Here is a 3,972-nt window from a genome sequence, read left to right as displayed (position 1 = left end):
TAACACTCTATGACAGCCGCAAAATATCATTTCATTTCTGGCTTGCCACGTTCGGGTTCTACCCTGCTGGCAGCCTTGTTGCTGCAAAATCCGCGCTTTCATGCTGGCATGACCAGCCCGGTTGGTACTTTATATACGAGCATCTTGCATCAGTTTGGTGCTGGTACAGAATTTGGGCCTGTCATTACCAAGGCAGAACGCAAGCGTCTGGTGCGTGGTTTGTTTGATTCTTATTATGCTGAACACGCTGATAAAAGTGTGGTGTTTGATACCAACCGCATGTGGACAGCACATTTACCCATGCTGATGGATCAGTTTCCTGACTCCAAAGTGATTGCCTGTGTGCGCAATGTAGCCTGGGTCATGGACAGCATAGAACGCAAATATGCGGCTGACCCCTATGAGATCACACGTCTCTTCAATGATGACAATGAACGTGCCACGGTGTATAGCCGGGTAGAGACCCTGGCTCTGCGCAACCGCATGGTAGGTTATCCCTGGGCTGCCCTGAAGAGTGCTTTTTACAGTGAGCATGCCGGTTCCATGCTGCTGATTGATTATGACTTGCTGGCCCAGGCACCGCAAAAAGTGCTGCCGCTGATCTATGACTTCATTGGTGCTGAGCCATTTGAACATGATTTCCAGAACATCCAGTATGACGCTCCCGAGTTTGATGCCCCGCTGGGCATGCGCGGCCTGCACAAGGTAAGGCCTGCTGTCAGCTTTGAAGCGCGCGACACCATACTGCCACCCGATTTGTTTCAGCAATACAGCCAGCTGTCGTTCTGGAAAGACACGGCCGGTAGCCGTGCCAATGTCATCACCGCCAAATTTGTCGCCAGCGACGCTGTCCAACCAGATCATTCAGGGAAATAAACATGAACAATTTTGATCCTCTCCACCCAAGCCAGAATGAATACGATACCAATGAGTCGATGAATGCATCGTTCACGATATCACCGGTAGCGCAACCAACATCTGTACCACAACCACCAGTTGCGCAGGCAGCACTGGCATCGACATCTGCGCCAGCAGTGGTTTCTGGCAGCAGCCATGAAGTCGTATTTGTGGATACAACCCTGAGCAACTGGCAAAGCCTGCTGGCTGACATCAAACCGGGTGCAGAAGTGATCAAGCTTGATCCGCTCAAAAATGGCGTGACGCAAATGGCCGAAGCCTTGCAGGGCAAGACTGATATCAGCGGCGTGCATATCGTCTCGCATGGTGGTGAAGGCTTCCTGGTGCTCGGCAATACCGTGTTGTCATCCTTTAATATGGCGGATTACCAGACTAGCCTGGCGACAATACATAAGGCCATGGCGCCGGGTGCAGATATACTGTTGTATGGCTGCGATGTTGCCAAAGGAGATGCTGGCGCGACGTTTGTGCAGCAACTGGCCAAGGCCACTGGTGCCGATGTAGCAGCATCAGTCAATGAAACAGGCGTACATGGTGACTGGGTGCTGGAATATCACAGCGGCCAGATAGAGACTACAGCCATCGCGGCCCAAAATTACCAGTATGATCTGGCGACGATCAAGGTAACCAATCTCAATGACAGCGGTGCAGGCTCCCTGCGCGCAGCAATTACATCCGCAACAGGGAACGCCGCCGCCGATACCATTGTGTTTGACCCGGCTCTATTTGCAAGCGGGGCGGCAACGCTGACCCTGAGTACAGGTGCACTCAATGTTAATGGTACTGGTAATGCTGATGCCTTCACCATTGTAGGTCCTGGTGAAAATCTGTTGACGATCAGTGGCGGTAATTCTTCTCGTATATTTGTGGCAAGTGGTTATGTGCCGGCAAATGCAAATACCTCTGCATTATCCATTTCTGGCATGACCCTGAGCAATGGTGCTATTAACACCTCTCTCGGTGGTGGTGCCATCATGAGCTATAACTCGGGAGACTTGACTCTCGACCATGTCATCATAAAAAACAGTACCTCGAATACCTACGGCGGTGGTGTCAGATTTTATGGTGCGTCCAGCAACTTGACGATCAGTAATTCTACTTTTGACAGCAACACTTCCACCGGTACGTATTCCAGTGGCGGTGCCGGTGGTCTTTTCGCGTCTGCCAACAACATTTCTATATCCAACACCACTTTTAGCAATAATGCAGGGATAAATGGTCGGTATAGCGGTGGCGCTGCAATATCAGGTGTGACGTCTGTAACGGTTAGCAATTCTACATTCACTGGAAATTCGGTAGGTAAAACTGGTGATGCGGCTGGTGGGGGGGGCGGTCTATTGATTGGTGGTAATGCTACCGCAGTCAATACCATCATTAACTCCACCATCGTAGGCAATTCTTTCGTGGGCGGCAACTCCACAAATAGTGGTGCAGGAGGCTTGCTTTTGGCAGCCAACTCAGGCACGACTACTGTTAAAAATACCATTATTGCCAACAATACCAGTACGAATACTGCTTTGGTTGATGATGACGTATATGTTTCATCAACAGCCACACTTGCTGGCAGCAATAATCTGATACCCACGAGCATAGGTGTAGATGCGACGTCAGGCCATAATAATGCGACCAGTACCGTAACCAGCCTTGGTTCGGCTCTCGGTTCGCTTGCTTTCAATGGTGGGGCAGTCAAAACCATTGCACTGGCTGCAGGCAGCAATGCCATTAGTGCAGGTACGACCACAGGTGCACCAGCTACCGATGCACGTGGCATAGGCCGTGGTGCTTCAGTAGATATCGGTGCCTATGAATTTAGTGACAATGCCATTTTTAATTTCACAGGCGTCATGTCACCTGCCACGGGTGTCATTGATGTACCCGTCACTTACAACCTGTTCATAGACTTTGGTGAAGCAGTTACTGCTGTCGCCGCTAAAAATATTGTCATTTACCGACAATCTGATAATGCCGTGCTGGAAACCATTTCTGCCACGGACAGCAGCAAGGTCACATTTAGTAGTGGTAACGGCGGAGCCAACAGTAAAGTAACGATCAATCCAAATGCAGATCTGGCGGGGAACACTGCTTACTATGTGTTGATTGATAGCGGTGCCTTCCAGGATGGCGCCAGCCGGAGTTTCGCGGGTATTTCTTCAAACTCTGCCTGGACGTTTACCTCGGCCGCACCGCCAACTTCCATCACCAGTGCGACTTATGATGCAAGCACAGGTACCCTGGTAGTCACTGGTCTCAATATGACTACTGGCGACACCATTGATGTCTCGAAACTGTCGCTGACAGGCCAAGCTGGTTCTTACACCCTGACCTCGGCCAATGTCACTGCCAGCAGCGCGACCTCTTTTACGGTGACATTGAACGCTGCCGACAAACTCAATATCAACGGTATCTTGAACCTCAATGGCGGTTCCGCAGTTGACACTACCACCTTTAACCTGGCCGCTGCCGCCAACTGGGATGTAACAGCATCTGCCACCGCCGATCTGACTGGCAATACCGTCACCGTTTCAAATGTGACGGCACCGACTATCACCTCGGCTACTTTCGACGGAGCTACCAATGTGCTGGCAGTGACCGGCACTGACCTGGTTAAAACTGTCGGCGCCACCAATGACATCACCGTTTCCAAATTGACGATCACCGGGGAAGGTGGTTCAACTTATACACTTTCCACCTCTTCCAATGTCGAAGTCACATCCGCTACCAGCTTTAGCATCACCTTGTCTGGTGCAGACATTGCCGCGGTCAATGCCCTGCTCAATAAAAACGGCACCTCTTCGCTCAGCACCACCACCTACAATCTCGCCGCTGCCGATGACTGGGACAGCGTCATCACCGGCGGTAATATTGCTGATTTAACTGGCAACGGCATCACCGTTTCCAATGCCAAGCCCCTCGTCATCAACGCCACCTATGACGCCAGCACCGGTATATTGTCCGTCACTGGTACCAACATGGTCACCGGCGACACCATTGATGTCTCCAAGCTTTCTCTGACTGGTCAGGCTGGTTCTTACACCCTGACCACTGCTAACGTCA

The 3,972-nt window shown here is 51.1% G+C and carries 2 protein-coding genes; both read left to right on the top strand.

The features are described from left to right. Positions 1-9: 9 nt before the first annotated feature. A complete protein-coding gene (locus ACO0LB_RS20340) occupies positions 10-876 on the top strand; it encodes a sulfotransferase (RefSeq protein ID WP_423052484.1) in 867 nt (288 codons plus the stop codon). Positions 877-878: 2 nt separating this feature from the next. Beyond that, positions 879-3,972 (top strand): DUF4347 domain-containing protein (locus ACO0LB_RS20335; protein ID WP_423052482.1); only part of this gene is annotated, 3,094 nt, incomplete at its 3' end.

It is taken from the genome of Undibacterium sp. SXout7W, from assembly GCF_049339385.1.
Classification (GTDB): domain Bacteria; phylum Pseudomonadota; class Gammaproteobacteria; order Burkholderiales; family Burkholderiaceae_D; genus Undibacterium.
This window is presented reverse-complemented; position numbering and strand designations above follow the sequence as displayed.